This is a genomic window from Hymenobacter negativus (assembly GCF_017571495.1).
Taxonomy (GTDB): domain Bacteria; phylum Bacteroidota; class Bacteroidia; order Cytophagales; family Hymenobacteraceae; genus Hymenobacter; species Hymenobacter negativus.
Window position 1 is genome coordinate 73,530 of sequence record NZ_JAGETZ010000014.1, and the last position, 15,898, is coordinate 89,427.

Below are 15,898 nucleotides of genomic sequence, written 5' to 3' on the forward strand. Positions count from 1 at the left end.
TCAATTCGCAGTGCGAAGTAGCTTGCTGCCCGTAAATAAGGGGTTCGGGGTGCCTTGCACGCAACTGCAGGGCACCCAGAACCCCTTTTTGATGGCTTTCACACAACTGCAAGGCACCAAAAAGGGGTTTTTGATGGACTGCATGCGTCTGCAGGGCACCAAAACCCCCTTTTTGGTAGGCTGCACGCGTCTGCAGGGTACCAAAAAGGGCTTTTTGATGGACTGCATGCGTCTGCAGAGCATCAAAAAGCCCTTTTTGGTAGGCTGCACGCGTCTGCAAGGCATCAAAAAGCCCTTTTTGGTGCCTTGCAGACGCGTGCAGTCACGCGCCATCCGGGCCACGGGCTTGGTGCGTTTGCCAAAGGCAGGGGCCTTTCTCAATCACAAAGCGTTGGCAGGGCAGGGTTCCGGGCAAATTCCAGCATGGTTTCGAGCTGGGCCAGGGTGACGCGGTCGACGGATAAATCGAGCAGTGGCAATTCGGTGCGGTGAACCCAGCGCACTTCGGCCGTCTCGGTAGTGTGCGGCTGAATGGTGCCACCGGTGGCGCGGCACAGCACGAAAGCTTTGTAGATGTACCAGGGCTGGGGTGGATGGGCGTGCTGCTTTTTATCAAACAACGCCAGCAGGCGCACGGCTTTGGCTACGAGGCCGGTTTCTTCCCACACCTCCTTCACGGCCACTTCAAAGGGCGTGTAGCCCACATCGGCCCAGCCGCCGGGCAACGACCACCGGTTGCCATCCAGCTTTTCCTGCACCATCAGCAGTTCATCGGTACCCCGGAAGAGCACGGCGCGGATATCCACCTTTGGCGTGGGGTAGCCGGTTTCGGCGGCAAAAATGGCATCGAGCTGGGCCACCGGCTCGCCGGTAAGGTTGGCCAGCATGTGCATGCTGAGGGCGTGAATTTCCTGGTAGCGCTCGGTATCGAAGCCAGTGGAAGCGTAGGCAAGGCCGGTTTGGGCGATGGCCTGCAGGCGCTGGGCAATGCCGAGCCAGTCGGTGGGGGAGGACATAAAAGAAAAGTTGAAGAGTGTGGGCCTAATCTACCTGCCCCGCGCTGCGCACCAGGGCAGCATATTGCTCCGGGGTATCCACGTCGAGCACCCCTTCCGGAAACGCTACCTGGCCCACGGCTGCGCCCAGGCTGGCAATGAGCCGACCGGCGCCCTGCTGCCCTTGCAGCTTCAGCAGCTCAGGCAGCACGGACTGGTGGAAAACTGCGGGCACGCCCAGCGTATCGGCATAGGCGGCAGCCACGATGAGGGCGTGGGTTTGCTGCTGCTGAGCCACTAGCTGCCGGAGCAGTTCGGGTGTGAGGAGGGGCTGGTCCGCGAGCATGATAAGGACGGCGGCGGGCGAGGTTTCGGCCAGCGCCAGCAGGCCGGCGCGGATGGAAGAGGCCATGCCGGAAGCCCATCCGGTGTTGTACACGGCGCGGATGGGCAGGCCGGCTATTTCGGGCAGCAGCTCATCGTGCAGGGCCCCGGTTACCAGGACGATGGGGGCACAGCCGCTGGCCACGGCGGTTTCGGCAGCGTGGCGCAGGAGGGTGCGGCCGTGGTAGAGCAGGAGCTGTTTGGGCTGGCCCATGCGCGTGGAGGCACCGGCGGCCAGGAGCAGCAGGGCTACGGGGGGATTGGTAGGCATGGAGATGTAACTGTCATCCTGAGCATTCTGCGATTAAAGCAGAATGCTCAGGATGACAGATGGGATGAATTAAACGGCCTTCGTGCCCAAGATTTTATTGGGGGTGATGGGCAGGTCGCGCACGCGCTTGCCGGTGGCGTGGAACACGGCGTTGGCCACGGCGGCCGACACGCCCACCATCGAAATCTCGCCGATGCCCTTCACGCCCATGGCGTTGATGTAGGGGTCGTGCTCGTCGATGAATTCCACGGTCATATCGGGGATGTCGGCGTTCACGGGGATGTGGTAATCGGCCAGGTCGGCGTTGGTGTAGCGGGCGTAGTTGGGGTCGCGCGCGGTGGCTTCCATTAGTGCCGCGCCGATACCGAAAATGCTGCCGCCAATAATCTGGCTGCGGGCCGTTTTGGCGTTGAGAATGCGGCCGGCGGCGTGCACGCTCACCCAGCGCGTAACGCGCACGGTGCCCAACTGTGGGTCGACGTGCACCTCGCAGAAATGCGCCCCAAAGGAGTGCATGGAGTGCTTGCCCGCCGACTCTGTGTTATTGTTGGGGCCGGCAGGGTTACCAGGACGACCGGTTTCATAGCCCGCGCCGTATTTGCCCTGGCCGGTTCCTTCAATGTCATCGAGGCCGGCGCGCTTCATCAGCGCCATAAAGTCTTCGCCTTTTGCGGGACTGGCTTTCAACTGAAGGCGACCATTTTCCATTGCCACATCCTCCGGCTTGGCCTTAAAAAGAGGCGACTTCGGGTCCTTAATGGCTATTTTGGTGAGACGCTCCCATACGTCCTGCGCTGCGGCATAGACAGACGACGATACCGTGCCTGCTGCCACCGAGCCGCCCGAGTTGGGCGCGGTGGGCAACTTGGTGTCGCCCAACTCGAAGCGGATTTTCTCGGGTGGCAGGCCCAGAGAATCGGCTGCTACCTGCGTCATCACGGTGTAGGTGCCAGTGCCGAGGTCGGTGGCGCCACTCTGCACCACGGCGTGGCCGTCGGCGTAGAGGCGCACACGGGCGGTGCCCTGCGAGTTGTGCACCGGGTAGCTGGCTGTAGCCATGCCCCAGCCCACGAGGGTATTGCCGTCGCGTGTGAGGCCGGCCTTGGGGTTGCGCTTGCTCCAGCCGAACAGCTCGGCCCCACGGGCGTAGCACTCGCGCAGGCTTTTGCTACTCCAGGGCTGGCCGGTGCTAGGGTCTTTCTCCGCGTAATTCCGCAGGCGGATTTCGATGGGGTCGATGCCCAGTTGGTAGGCCAAATCATCCATCGCACACTCTATGGCGAAGGAGCCCGGCGCCTCGCCCGGCGCCCGGGTGAAGGTGGACGTCATCACGTTGGCCCGCGCCAGCTCGTAGCTCGACTCGAAAGTGGGGCAGTCGTAGAGCAGGTTGATGATTTTGCTATTAGCCTCGGCGTAATTATCCCAGGGCGAAGTAGTAGACGTTTTGGTATGTACCAGCGCCAGCAGCTTGCCATCTTGGGTGGCGCCTACGTTTAGCGTCTGGGTCTGGTCTTCGCGGTGGCCCATGCTCGTGAACTGCTGCTGGCGGGTGAGCACCAGCTTCACCGGCCGGCCCACAGCCTTAGCAGCCTGCACCGTGAGCACGGTGTGAGGCCAGCATGAGCCCTTACATCCAAAGCCACCGCCAATGAACTTGGTAATGACCCGCACCTGTTCCTGCGGCAGGCCCAGCATGGTGGATAACGCCTTCTGGGTGCGCGTCACACCTTGCGTCGACTCATATACCGTGAGGCGGTCGGGGGCTTCCCACACGGCGGTGGTAGCGCCCGGCTCCATGGGGTTGTGGTGGTTGATGGCGTGCGTGTAGGTAGCCGAAAGCTTCACGGGCGCACCGGCCAGGGCCGTTTTGGCGTCGCCTCGCCGGGTGTGGCCGTCGGCCTTGCCATCCTGAATCTTCTCGGGGTTGAAGAGTTGGGCCGCTGGGTTGGTGTAGGCTGCAATGGGCTTATCGGCGGCATAGTTCACGCGCACCAGCCGGGCGGCGTGGGTGGCGCGCTCAAATGTATCGGCTACTACCACTGCCACGGGCTGGCCAGCGTAATAAATCATGTCCGACGTCAGCGGCATGAAGCCCATAGGCGCGCCGATGGCCTTTTTGCCGTCAGCATCGTTAGGCGTCTTGGCTAGCTTGGGCAGGTTTTCGTGGGTGAAGATGGCTATCACGCCAGGCTCCTTCATGGCCACGCTGGTGTCGATGCTCTGGACGCGGCCCTTGGCGATGTCGCTGGTTTTAAGCACGCCGTAGGTGAGGCCGGGCAGGGGGTACTCGGCCGCGTATTTGGCTCGGCCCATCACCTTGTCGCGCCCGTCTACGCGGTTGAGCGGCTTGCCTACCACATTAGGCTTTGGAGATGTTTCGAAAAAAGCGGGTTCGTTTTCCATGAGAAATGGGTGCATCGATTGAGAACGTCATGCCTCGGCTGCGCTCAGCATGACGTTCTATAATTTTCCGGACTGCTACGCCTTTGCCAATTCCATCAAGGCGCGGACTAATGTATTCTGAGCCAACTCTACCTTGAAGCGGTTTTGCTCGCGGGGCTGGGCGTCGTGCACAGCAGCCGCAGCAGCGGCCCGGAAAGTTGCTTCGGTGGCCGGCGCGCCGGTTAGGATTTTCTCGGCTTCCGGCGAGCGCCAGGGCTTGGTGCCTACGCCACCCAGCGCCACCCGCGCCGAGCGAATCTGGCCGCCCTGCACATCCAGCCCCACGGCGGCTGAGGCCAGTGCGTAGGCGTACGATGTCCGCTCGCGCACCTTTAGGTAAGTGGATTTGCGAGCGTGCGTGGCGGCTGGAATGGTGATGGAAACAATCAGCTCGCCAGGTTCTAGCACGGTTTCTTTCTCGGGCGTATTGCCAGGCAGCAAGTGAAAATCGACCAGCGGCACGCGGCGCTGCTTGCCCTTGGCGTTTTCCAGCAGCAGCACAGCATCCAAGGCAGCCAGGGCCACGGGTAAGTCGCCGGGGAAAGTGGCGATGCACGCCTTGCTGGTGCCCAGAATGGCGAGGCCTTTGTTCTCGCCATCCTGCGCCGGGCAGCCGGAGCCGGGCACGCGCTTGTTGCACGGAAACGCAGTGTCGCGGAAGTAGCCGCAGCGCGTACGCTGCAAAATATTGCCCCCGATGCTGGCCATGTTGCGCAGCTGCGGCGAAGCCGCCAGCAGCAGCGACTGCGACACCGCCGGGTAGTTCTGCACCACCAGCGGGTGTTCTCCCACGTCGCTCATGCGTTCCAGCGCGCCAATGCGCAGCCCGTCGGCCGTCGGCTCGATACCTTTGAAAGCGAGCATGTTGATATCCACAAGCTGGTCGTGGTTTTCCACATTCAGCTTCATCAAATCGAGCAACGTGGTGCCGCCTGCTATGAACGCCGCGCCTTTGTTGTCGCGTACGGCGGAAGTAGCTTCTTTGGCCTGAGTAGCTTGGAGGTAGGTGAAGTCGTTCATGATTCTGGACCTGAATAGAAGGAGAACGTCATGCTGAGCGAAGCCGAGGCATCTCTACTGCAGTGGTAAATCCTGGTAATTGAATTAGTTGCGCGGTAGAGATGCTTCGGCTTGGCTCAGCATGACGTTGTTTGGACCGTGCTATACTGTCATTTAGCCTTTAAACCCGCTCTGCTCTACCTGCCGGATGGCGGCCACGATGTTGGGATAGGCGCCGCAGCGGCAGAGGTTGCCGCTCATCCACTCGCGCACATCGGCGTCGGTTTTGGCATGGCCTTCCTTAATGCAGGCGACACCCGACATGAGTTGGCCCGGCGTGCAGTAGCCGCACTGAAAGCCGTCGTGCTCGATGAAAGCGGCCTGCAGCGGGTGCAGTTCTTCGCCTTTGGCCAATCCTTCGATGGTCGTTATTTCTTTGCCCTGCGCCATCACGGCTAGGGTGAGGCAGCTATTTACGCGGCGTCCATCGACCAGCACGGTGCAGGCGCCGCATTGGCCGTGGTCGCAGCCTTTCTTGGAGCCCGTCAGGTCGAGGCGTTCGCGCAGGGCGTCGAGCAGCGTCACGCGCGGCTCCGCCTGAATGGTGCGCATGGTGCCGTTCACTTTCAGGCGCATCTCGCTCACACCCGCCACCTTCTTCGACATGGCCGTGAGGCGCTCGGCCTGGCCGATGAGGGGCGGAGCCAGCGCCAGGCCCAACAGGCCCCCGGCTTGCTTGATAAACGAGCGGCGGCCGTCGTTGGGAGACGCGCCATCCGGCTGCGCCGCCGGGGCGGGCGTGAGGTTATCCATCATGGTAAGGAAGTAGGAGGTTGGTGTCCTCAACCGTTGCCGGGTGGCATTGGTCAGGTCAAGGCGAGGAGTCGCCTTGGTAAATCCAACCTTCTACTACGATACTATCATTCCCAATAGTTACTAATTAGCCGAAATCTTTTACATAAACTCCTAAAAAATGGCATTATTCGCAACGCACGTAGGGCCGCATCTTTTCCCAATCGGCCAGCTTTAGAATGGGAATCTGTTTCAAATCCTCCACTGTTTTGAACGGACCGTGCTGCTGCCGGTACGCCACGATGACGCGCGCCTTGGGCTTGCCGATGTAGGGCTGGAGGTACATTTCATCGAAGGTGGCGGTGTTCACATTCACTGTTTTGGGCGCGTAGCCTGGCGCCACGAAGGTGTATTTCTTGAGGCTGTCGCGCAGGTCCGGCGCATCACGCAGCACAAATACCTCGTCTAACTGGTCTTCGCTGCGGTAGCCACCGAGCTGATTGCGGTACTTTACCACCCACTTGGCCCGGCCCGCTCCAATGCCGCGAATCTGCATCAATTGCGTCGTATCGGCGGTATTCAGGTCGAAGGGTTGAAGGTTGCGCGGCTTGCGGGCAAATTTGGCGGGCGTGCCGTCGGCGCTGGCAAAGGGTGGGAATTTGCCATCCGGCCCCGGCTTGTTGGCGGCATAGTCGCGCTTGGGTGCTTCGTCGGGTAGTTGCATGAACGGAGCCAGCCGCTGGTACACCGAATCTTCCAGCCCGTACATCTTCTTCACTTGCGCTTTGGCTTTGAAGCCACCGGCTGCCTCTTGGTATTTCACCATGCGGATGGCCACGAAGTGCGGCACGCCCCGTGCTTCCCAGCCTTCGGCCGTGAGGGCGTTGGGGTCGAACGGAGCTAGGCGTACCTGTGCTACCTTGGGGTAGCGCGAAGCACCCCGTTCAGATTTCTTATACGCTCGTTTTGGGTAGCGGCTGGCGTAGCTCTGGTCCGTTGCACGGTGCTCTTTTAATTGCGCGGCCAGCTCGTTCAGGCCTTTTTGGTCGGCGGCAGGGAGGTAGCTGGGCAGTTCCGGTCGAAGCAGAATAGGCCCAAATACACAGCCAGCCATCAGCAGCAAGATACCCACCATGCCCCGGGCTTCGCCACGCGAGTAGCCGAATTGACGCCGCACCCACGGCATTGGATTAAGGGCATTTTGGGGCCCGTGCGAGCGCGGAATAGAGGGGGCAGGCATAGCGGTAGAAAAGGTGAGCGCAGCAATAGTCATCCTCATTTATAGGAGGATACTTTGCAAGTATAAGCAAAACAGTAATGCTGCGCTCGCCCTGTTGCTATTAGCTCCGCGCCTTGGTTATGCTGGGCGTGCGGTTCGTCTTGCGGGTGGGGCCGGGGCGTTTCACTGTCACGGGGAGCGGGTCGCCGGGCGGGCGCGTTTCCTGGGACACCCACGTGTGAATCAGCTTAAGACCCTCGGGCGAAAAGATGGCCTGCTGCACGCCATTTATCATGGGCCACTGGCTGGGCGCGGGCTGAAATAAGTGGTTGATGCCGTCGAGCTTGTATTCGGTGGCCGAGCGCTTGGCGTGGCGCAGGGCCTTGTAGAGCGGCACCATATTGCGCTTAGTCGATACCTGCAAATCGGAAGTGCCGTTGAGCAGCAACACCGAGCATTGCACCTTATCGAGCTTAGCCTGAGGGTTGAAGTCGAAGAAATAACGTGACCATGGCGAGGTGAGCTGCGCGGCCCGGGCGCGGGCCATATTGGCATCGATGCCCATGTTGGCACCGGTGAGCAGGGAGGCTACTTTAGGACGAGCGACGGCATTATCAGGCGTTTGCCGGATAACGTCCACCGTGCGCTGGTACACATCCTGGGCGGCCTTTACCTGCGAGGGGTCCGCCCCAATCAGGCGCATGATTTCCACCTGCTGGCGCCGGAGTACTTCACTGCCCAACTGCCCGTAGCCTGCCAACGAGACTACAAAAGCCGGTACCCGGCCTGGTGTGGCGGCGGCCAGCAGGGCCACATTTGCCCCCTCGCCATGCCCTAGCAGGCCCACGCGGTACGCTGCCACCAGCGGCTGCGAGCGCAGAAAGTTCATGGCTGCCTGCGCATCGGTCACGAAATCAGCAGTAGTAGCCGTTGAATAGTTGCCCGTCGATTTGCCCACTCCCCGGTCGTCAAACCGCAGTACGGCAATGCCATGGCGCGTGAGGTAATCGGCCACTTGGCCAAACATGCGGTAGCCATTCACCTCCACGTCGCGGGTTTGCGGGCCGGAATCGGAGATGAGTACTACACCTGCAAACGGTCCTTCACCGGCCGGGATGGTGAGTGTACCAGCCAGGTGGTTTTTGGTGCTGGGATTGATGAAGCTGACGTTGCTTTCGCGGTAGGGCGGCGTGGCCTTAAACCTGGTGACAGCCTGCGTGGAAGTGGCCGCCCGCTTGAGCACCATGGGACCATTTACGCCGGGCTGCTTCCAGGTGCCACTGAGGGTGGCTCCATCGTCCTGCACCTTGCCCACGAAGCTGCTGCCAGCTTGCTCAATGCGCAGGGTCAGGTTGTCCTCTTTCAGCTCAACTTCCACGGGCATGCGGCTGATGCGCTGCTGCGGCGCATCGAGGGCAGCATAGTAGGTGCCATTGGTGAGCGGCACAATGGTGATGACAATGGTGATTTCGCCGCCGAGCAATTTCAGCGGGCCTCTCCACTGGCCATTTAGTGGCGTGGGCACTGGTGGAGCGGCCAGTACAACAGTATATTGGGTGAGTAGTATCAGTAGAAATAACGCGGTGCGTATAAATCTTATCATGGAATCAGACTATAAAAACAGTAGATAATAAGCAATAAAGAAGAACCGAGTCCGAAAAGTACAACAAATGTTTTTTGTGTGCAATAATTTTCACTCTTTGGCTATAGTAGAGCCTACATGAAGAAGGCTGCTCCGCAAGAGCGGCCTTCTTCATGCAATAGCGCCAACAGAAGCATAGCTATTTCTTGGTATGCTGCATTATCCAGTCACCAATCACTGTCAGGGCGTCGGGCGAAAATGTTTCTTCGATGGTGCCATACTCATCTGGACCACCGGTGTTAGCGGTCTGGAATAAGTGGTTGAGGCCGGGCAATTCTTTGGTTATCACATCGTGGTTGCCGCCTGTTTTCAATACCGAAGCCGTGGCAGCTAGATTGGCGGCGGCGGGCACTTGCCGGTCTTTGCTGCCGCCGAGGGCCAGCACCGGGCAATGAACTTTGGCTAGGGTTTGGGCCGGGCGGTCGGCCAGCAGGTGGCGATAGAAGGGCGAAGTCATGACTGCTAGTTGAGACTCCAGTGCGGCCGTAGTGGTCGGGTTGTTGGTCGGATTATATAAGGCTGTGAGTTGGGTGCGGGCTTGGGTATCGTCTGATGTCTTCTGAATAATCTGCGTCATGGTCCGCTGCTGCTTTTCGAGGGCCGCGAGCTGGATGGGGTCGGTGGTTTGCAGGCGGGCCAGGGCCAGCGACTGTTGCACTATCAGCTCATCGCCGGCAATGCCCGGCGCGGCCAGCAGCACCAGAAAGTCTGGTGCATTCGGCTGCGTGGCGGTTCCAATGGCTGCGGTGCCGCCTTCGCTGTGTCCCAGCACGCCCACCTGGTTTTTGCGGATGCCCGGCTGGGCTCGCAGCCACGCCAGTGCTGCCTGCGCATCAGTGGTGTAATCGGCGCTGGTCATGCCTTTTTGGGTGCCACCCGACTGGCCCACGCCCCGGTCATCAAACCGCAGCACGGCAATGCCGTGGCGGGTGAGGTAGTCGGCTAGTACCGCGAAGGGCTGGTGGCCCAGGATGGTTTCGTTACGGTCTTCGGGCCCCGAGCCAGTGAGCATCACCACCGCCGGGAAGGGACCCATGTCTGCGGGGAGGGTGTAGGTGCCGGCCAGCATGATACCAGCTTTCTCGTTTTTAAACGTCACGTCGGCCGACTGGTAGGGGAAGGGCGGCTGAGGCGTCTGGGGTCGGTTGGGGCCAGCTGGTTTGGAGGCCCCGGCCCGGGTGAGCGTGAGTGGAAACGAGCGCAGACCCTGCTGCCACTCGCCTTCCAAGTGCTGGCCATCGGCCGAGCGGCGGCCAGCAAACTGCGCAGCAGGCTGGCGCAGGCGCAGGTACACGCTGTCGGCTGGCGCCGTGAATTGCAGCACAAGGCCTTGCGCATGCTGAGCAGGAATGTCGAGCGTGGCCGAGCGCGGCCCGCCGGCCGGGTCGGTGAGGTGCGCCGTGAACTCAATAGGTCCAACGGTTCCGTTCCAGTCGCCAGTGAGGCTGGTTTGGGCGCGGGCGCTGCTGGAGCCCAGAAGCGCGGCGGCGGTGGCGCTCAGGAAGAAGCGGGTAAGTGTGTGCATGGCAGTGCGGTGAGGTGGAGTGCAATGTTACGAAGATAATTAGACAAGCTTCTAATTAAAAACAGAATAAATCTGCCGCAGCCAGACTGAGCGTGTTGGGTCTATATTGAAGTCATGAAAACATTCTGATTTTTGATGCTGCTCTTGCTGTCGGCACTATCAAAAAATACTGGCCAAGCTGTTGCATCTCAACCTACCGGCTTAGCTGTAACGGCCGAAATAGTTCATGTAGTGATACAAGGTGAACGGCTAATAAACATGCCTCAAATTATTCCTTACTTAAGATTGAATATCCGCAATCAGACCAATTATCCTCGTGCTATTACCATTATGTCGTGTAGCTGGGCTGATTCTTGGGTTCAGAAGGGCGCATATGGTTTATGCAGTAGCTGGTTGTGTCAAAAAAATGCACCCCAAACCATTACCATTCCTGTTGGACAAGCATTGGTCTTTTATAGCGGATTATGTGTTGCGCAGAGTGGAAAGAACGAGGCAACAAGTTTCTCGATGGGGTTCGTTGATTCTCCAGCCGCATATTTCCGGTCTTGGCACACAAGAGGAAAGGAGGAAAAAGAACTCAGAGCTCGCGCCGTGGTGTATTGGAGCAATGAATTGAATGGTAAAATCAACTTCGCTACCACGCCTGAAGTGGCAGGGAACGACTTGGACCAGCGCTATTATGTATCCAGAGATGGGAAGTAGATATCTGTCGGGTTTTCACTAGTCCAACGCCTTCTCTCTGGCCGTACCTTCGTACTCACAGCAATTGCCTGCGGCCGAAACCTTCCGGCCCCACCTGGCTGTTAGTTCGTTTATGCCCAAAAAAGACGCTTTGCAAGTTTCGGCCCCGTCCGACAACGCCATTGATGCCCTCGACCCGCGCGAATTCATCCTCATCAAAAACGCCCGGGTTCACAATCTCAAAAACCTCAGCGTGGCCCTGCCGCGCAACCAGTTCATCGTTGTCACGGGCCTGTCAGGTTCGGGCAAATCCAGCCTGGCCTTCGATACTTTGTATGCTGAAGGCCAGCGCATGTATGTGGAGAGCCTGAGCAGCTACGCCCGCCAGTTCCTGGGCCGGATGGACAAGCCCGACGTGGACTACATCCGGGGCATTTCGCCGGCCATTGCCATTGAGCAAAAGGTCAGCATCAAGAACAACCGCTCGACAGTAGGCACCAGCACTGAGATTTACGATTACCTCAAGCTGCTGTTTGCGCGGGTGGGCCGCACGTATTCGCCCGTCAGTGGCGAGCAGGTGCGCAAGGATAATGTGGCCGATGTGGTCGATTTTCTGGCCAACCAGCCCGAGGGCACCAAGGCCATGATTCTGGCCCCGCTCTACCGCGCCGACAAGACGCGCGCCATGAGCAAGGAACTGGATTTGCTGCTGCAAAAGGGCTACAGCCGCGTGGTAGTGAATGGCGTGACCTCCCAGATTGAGGACCTGATAGCCGAAGGCCAGCCCGAGGTGAAGGGCGATGTATACATCATGATTGACCGCGCTGTGTTGCGCCCCAATGACGAAGACCTGCTGTTCCGCCTATCGGACTCGGTGCAAACGGCCTTTTTTGAAGGGCATGGCACCTGCGTGGTGCACTTAAATGGCGACGACGTTCGCACCTTCTCCGACAAGTTTGAGCTGGATGGCATGACCTTCGAGGAGCCCAGCGTTAACTTCTTCTCCTTCAATAACCCATATGGTGCTTGCCAGACCTGTGAGGGCTTCGGCTCGGTGCTGGGCATTGACGAGGATTTGGTGATTCCGGACAAGAGCATGACGGTGTTCGAAGGCGCAATTGCCCCGTGGCGTACCGAAAAGCAGGGCGAATGGCTGAAGCCGCTGCTGAAAAACGGCATCCGCTTCGACTTTCCCATTCACCGCCCCTATAATGACCTGAGCGAGGCCGAGCAGCGCCTGCTCTGGACCGGTAACAAGTACTTCCAGGGCCTTGATGCCTACTTTAAGTGGGTGAGCGAGCAGACCCACAAAATCCAGTACCGCGTGCTGCAAAGCCGCTACCGGGGCCGCACCACCTGCCCCGACTGCCGCGGCACCCGCCTGCGCAAAGACGCCCAATACGTCCGCATCGACGGCCGCAGCATTGCCGACATCGTGCTGCTGCCCATCTCGGAAGCCCTGAAATTCTTCGAAAACATGAGCCTGAGCGAGCACGAGCAGAAAGTAGCCGAACGCCTCGTGACGGAAATTACCAACCGCCTTGGCTACCTCAACCGGGTAGGGCTAGGGTATCTGACCCTGAACCGATTGAGTAACACGCTGAGCGGTGGCGAAAGTCAGCGCATTTCACTGGCTACTTCGTTGGGTTCGGCACTGGTGGGCTCCATGTACGTGCTTGATGAGCCCAGCATCGGCCTGCACCCCAAGGATGCCGAGCAGTTGATTGGTGTGCTGCGCTCCCTGCAGCAACTCGGCAACACCGTGGTGGTAGTAGAGCACGAGGAGAAGATGATGGAAGCCGCCGACCAGATTATCGACATTGGTCCTGAGGCCGGCAGCGGCGGCGGTAACCTGATGTTTCAGGGCACCATGGCACAGCTTCTCCAAGACACCGAAACCTACACCGGCCAGTACCTGAGCGGCCGCATGGAGGTACCCGTGCCCAAAGTACGGCGCCCCTGGCGCAACGCCCTGGAGCTAACCGGAGCCCGCGAAAACAACCTTAAAAACGTGAGCGTGAAGCTGCCGCTGGGCGTGATGACCGTGGTAACGGGCGTGTCCGGGTCGGGCAAGTCCACGCTCATCAAGCGCATTCTGGCGCCGGCCCTGATGAAGATGTTGGGCGGTGGCGCGGGCGAAACCACCGGCAAGTTTGACCGCCTCACCGGCGTGAACGGACAGGTAACGCATGTCGAGTTCGTAGACCAGAACCCCATCGGTAAGTCGTCGCGCTCCAACCCTGTTACCTACGTGAAGGCTTACGACGCCATCCGGACGCTGTTTTCGGAGCAGCCGCTGGCCAAGGCACGGGGCCTAAAGCCCTCGCACTTCTCGTTCAACGTAGATGGGGGGCGTTGCGAAGTGTGCCAGGGCGAGGGCCAGGTAAAAATCGAGATGCAGTTCATGGCCGACATCTACCTGACTTGCGAAGGCTGCGGCGGCCACAAATTCAAGCAGGATATTCTGGAAATCAAATTCCAGGATAAGGGCATCGACGATGTGCTGGAAATGACGGTTTCCGACGCCGTACAGTTCTTCCAGAGCCAGCCCAAAGTGGCCGACCGCCTCAAGCCACTAGAAGACGTGGGCCTGGGTTACATCCGCCTCGGGCAGTCGGCCAACACGCTGAGCGGCGGCGAGGCCCAGCGCGTGAAGCTGGCCTCATTCCTCACCAAAGGCGCTACGCTTCAGCAGGATAAAATCCTGTTCATCTTCGATGAGCCCAGCACTGGCTTGCACTTCCACGACATTGCTAAGCTGCTTGGCGCCCTCAATGCGCTCATTGAACAAGGCAACTCCGTCCTCATCATTGAGCACAACGTCGACATCATCAAGTGTGCCGACTGGATTATCGACCTCGGCCCCGAAGGAGGGCTTAACGGCGGGCATCTGCTCTTTGAAGGCACGCCTGAGGAGATGGTAAAACTGAAGGAAACCAACCACACCGCTCGCTTCCTGGCAGAGAAGGTGTAACAGCGTTCTGCTTATAATTTCAGCGAAAAGTAAAGAATAGCACTTTGCTTTGGTTAATTGAGAAGCTTTTGTAATGTTATTAGCGTCTTATTAGTTACGAATGGGCTGATGTACGACCAACCATAGGGATAAATCCGTAAGTTCGTCACCCCTTCGCTTCTCACCACCCAACCGTTGCGATTATGCCCACTACTTCCACAATGCCTCTGGAGCAAAACGTTGCTTCTAAGTCGGCCCCAGACCATTACGCTGCGCCCGACCATTCGGTGACGGGGCAGCTATGGCGCTGGTTCACGGCGTTAACCATTGTGGGAAATATTGGGCTGAATTATTATTCAAATACGCATCCTTTTGCCGGGCAGACGATGGGCATGGTGTCGGCCAAATACCCGACCTTGCTCACGCCGGCTGGCTATGCGTTCAGCATCTGGGGCCTGATATTTCTGGCGCTGGTGGTATACGCAGTGTGGCAGCTGCTGCCCGCCCAGCGCAACCTGTCGTTGCCCGACGCGCTGGCCAAGCCGCTTACGTTAGCCAGCATTGCCACCGGCGCCTGGGTGGTATTGTTCGCTTACGAAATGATTTTGCCCAGCGTGGGCGTCATGCTGGTCATTCTCGGCAGCCTGATTATGACCTACGGCCGGGCCCGGCGGCGCATTTTTGCCGGGGCGGCTCCAACGCTGGCAGGAGTGCCTTTTTCGCTGTATCTGGGTTGGATTTCGGTGGCGTCGGTTATCAACATCACTATTGGCTTGCGGCAGTTAGGTTGGCAAACCGCCGAAGGTGCTTCGGTAACACTGACGCTGGGACTTATCGCCGTGGTAGTGGCTTTAGGTTTGATTATCAGTCGGGTATTTCGTGATATGGTGTTCCCATTGGTAATAGCCTGGGCCTTGGTAGCGGTGTGGGTGGTGCGGCTGCGCGAAGTGCCGGAACTGGGCTGGGCTGCTATGGCCGGAGCAGCAATTGTGGCTTTGGCTGGCATTGGGTTCTCCCGTCTGGGCGGCCGCAAAACTCCTTGGCAGCTGCGCGACGAAGCCGCTGTAGCTGTTGAAGCTGAAATTGCGGCCCGCAACGCGGCGCGTAAGAATTAGGCGCGGTAAATATCCATAGTCAGCAACCGGCTTTGGCCTGTAGCTTTGCGAGCGTACTCCCACTTCACTCGCTCCGCTCTTTATGCGCCAAAACCTTGTTGCCGGCAACTGGAAAATGAACCTGACCTACCCCGAGGCCCTGGCCCTGGTAGAAGAAATAACCCACGTTGCTGGTGAAGCCGCCGCAACTGCCAACGCTCCGGAAATAGTAGTTTGCCCCCCGTTTCCGTTCCTGCAAAGTGTGGGTGAGAAACTGCCGAAGGGCTCGAAATTCCACCTCGGGGCCCAGAACTGCAACCAAAAAGAAAGCGGCGCCTTCACCGGCGAAGTATCGGCCAAAATACTGGCTTCGGTAGGCTGCGAATACGTGATTCTGGGCCACTCGGAGCGCCGCCAGTATTTCGGCGAGGACGATGCGCTGCTGGGCCAGAAGCTGAAAGCTGCGTTGGCCGCTGGTCTCAAACCCATCTTCTGCGTAGGTGAGTCGCTGGACACGCGTGAGGCAGATGAAACCTTCGATTTCATTGGTAAGCAGCTTACCGATGGCTTGTTTCATCTCAGCAACGAGGAGTTTGCCCAAGTGGTAGTTGCCTACGAGCCCATCTGGGCTATCGGCACGGGCCGTACCGCTACCAGCGCCCAGGCGCAGGAAGTGCACGCCTTTATCCGGGAGCAGATTGCGCGGACCTACGACGCTCAGGCTGCCCTCGATACCACCATTCTTTACGGTGGCTCGGCTAATGCGCAGAATGCCAAAGAACTATTTGCTCAGCCTGACGTGGATGGCGGCCTCATCGGCGGTGCCTCCTTGAAAGCGGCTGATTTTGCGACGATTATTCAGTCGTTTTAAGGAGTGTTGAAATTTTAATGTTGAGTGTTG

The 15,898-nt window shown here is 59.1% G+C and carries 12 protein-coding genes; 4 read left to right on the forward strand and 8 right to left on the reverse strand.

Going from position 1 to position 15,898, the window contains the following annotated elements:
* Nucleotides 1-377: 377 nt before the first annotated feature.
* The 8 genes from J4E00_RS23295 to J4E00_RS23330 form a co-directional block, all read right to left on the reverse strand.
* Nucleotides 378-1,016 carry an NUDIX hydrolase gene (locus tag J4E00_RS23295; protein ID WP_208177746.1) on the reverse strand — a complete coding sequence of 213 codons (639 nt, stop codon included), beginning with the start codon at nucleotides 1,014-1,016 and terminating at the stop codon, nucleotides 378-380.
* A 25-nt stretch (nucleotides 1,017-1,041) separates the two neighbouring features.
* A complete protein-coding gene (locus tag J4E00_RS23300) occupies nucleotides 1,042-1,650 on the reverse strand; it encodes an NTP transferase domain-containing protein (protein WP_208177747.1) in 609 nt (202 codons plus the stop codon).
* 69 nt (nucleotides 1,651-1,719) lie between these two features.
* A complete protein-coding gene (locus tag J4E00_RS23305) occupies nucleotides 1,720-4,053 on the reverse strand; it encodes a xanthine dehydrogenase family protein molybdopterin-binding subunit (protein WP_208177748.1) in 2,334 nt (777 codons plus the stop codon).
* A gap of 75 nt (nucleotides 4,054-4,128) precedes the next feature.
* Nucleotides 4,129-5,112, reverse strand: coding sequence for an FAD binding domain-containing protein (locus tag J4E00_RS23310; RefSeq protein ID WP_208177750.1), 984 nt, complete (start codon nucleotides 5,110-5,112; stop codon nucleotides 4,129-4,131).
* A gap of 153 nt (nucleotides 5,113-5,265) precedes the next feature.
* On the reverse strand, nucleotides 5,266-5,904 hold the full coding sequence (locus J4E00_RS23315; protein WP_208177856.1) for a (2Fe-2S)-binding protein: 639 nt from the start codon (nucleotides 5,902-5,904) through the stop codon (nucleotides 5,266-5,268).
* 166 nt (nucleotides 5,905-6,070) lie between these two features.
* Complete coding sequence (locus J4E00_RS23320; protein ID WP_208177752.1) at nucleotides 6,071-7,123, reverse strand: helix-hairpin-helix domain-containing protein; 1,053 nt, start codon at nucleotides 7,121-7,123, stop codon at nucleotides 6,071-6,073.
* A 100-nt stretch (nucleotides 7,124-7,223) separates the two neighbouring features.
* Nucleotides 7,224-8,705, reverse strand: a complete 1,482-nt coding sequence (locus tag J4E00_RS23325) for an alpha/beta hydrolase family protein (RefSeq protein ID WP_208177754.1) — start codon at nucleotides 8,703-8,705, stop codon at nucleotides 7,224-7,226.
* Nucleotides 8,706-8,883: 178 nt separating this feature from the next.
* Entirely contained in the window at nucleotides 8,884-10,269 is a 1,386-nt protein-coding gene (locus J4E00_RS23330) for an alpha/beta hydrolase family protein (RefSeq protein WP_208177756.1), read from the reverse strand.
* Between the two features lie 135 nt (nucleotides 10,270-10,404).
* Here J4E00_RS23330 and J4E00_RS23335 point away from each other — a divergent pair, with 135 nt between their 5' ends.
* The 4 genes from J4E00_RS23335 to tpiA all read left to right on the forward strand — a co-directional run bounded on the left by J4E00_RS23335 (nucleotide 10,405) and on the right by tpiA (nucleotide 15,868).
* A complete protein-coding gene (locus tag J4E00_RS23335; protein WP_208177759.1) occupies nucleotides 10,405-10,971 on the forward strand; it encodes a hypothetical protein in 567 nt (188 codons plus the stop codon).
* A 112-nt stretch (nucleotides 10,972-11,083) separates the two neighbouring features.
* The gene (uvrA, locus tag J4E00_RS23340; protein ID WP_208177761.1) at nucleotides 11,084-13,924 is read left to right on the forward strand and encodes an excinuclease ABC subunit UvrA; all 2,841 of its coding nucleotides are present in this window, start codon (nucleotides 11,084-11,086) and stop codon (nucleotides 13,922-13,924) included.
* 182 nt (nucleotides 13,925-14,106) lie between these two features.
* Nucleotides 14,107-15,018, forward strand: coding sequence for a hypothetical protein (locus J4E00_RS23345; protein ID WP_208177764.1), 912 nt, complete (start codon nucleotides 14,107-14,109; stop codon nucleotides 15,016-15,018).
* 82 nt (nucleotides 15,019-15,100) lie between these two features.
* The gene (gene tpiA, locus J4E00_RS23350) at nucleotides 15,101-15,868 is read left to right on the forward strand and encodes a triose-phosphate isomerase (protein WP_208177766.1); all 768 of its coding nucleotides are present in this window, start codon (nucleotides 15,101-15,103) and stop codon (nucleotides 15,866-15,868) included.
* Nucleotides 15,869-15,898: the final 30 nt, after the last annotated feature.